The following is a 239-nucleotide window of genomic DNA, read 5'->3' as shown; positions in this document are numbered from 1 at the left end:
TGGTTCATTTCAGTTTCAATGGAGTATGACACCATTGAGAGAAACTGTGGCACTAAAGCTGTTGGCTTGGATTGGGGTGTTTCTCATTACTTTTCGACTATCGATCAGGATGGTAATTTTGAGCAAGTCGAAAACCCCCGTTACCTCAGAAACAGCAAAGAGCGATTAACCTCTTTACAACGTGACCTCGCGTTAGCGAAAAAAGGCACTCGCACCCAGCGAAAATTAAAGCATCAAAT

At 43.1% G+C, this 239-nt stretch carries 1 protein-coding gene; it reads left to right on the top strand.

What is annotated here, in order from left to right; translation table 11 throughout:
• Window positions 1–239: transposase (locus AAEZ18_RS19580; RefSeq protein WP_352256121.1), on the top strand; the 239-nt coding region annotated here is incomplete at both ends.

This window comes from Pseudoalteromonas sp. 19-MNA-CIBAN-0066 (assembly GCF_040308705.1).
GTDB classification, from domain to species: Bacteria; Pseudomonadota; Gammaproteobacteria; order Enterobacterales; family Alteromonadaceae; genus Pseudoalteromonas; species Pseudoalteromonas nigrifaciens.
The sequence above is the reverse complement of the archived record's forward strand: the minus strand, read 5'-3'. Positions and strand labels throughout refer to the sequence as shown.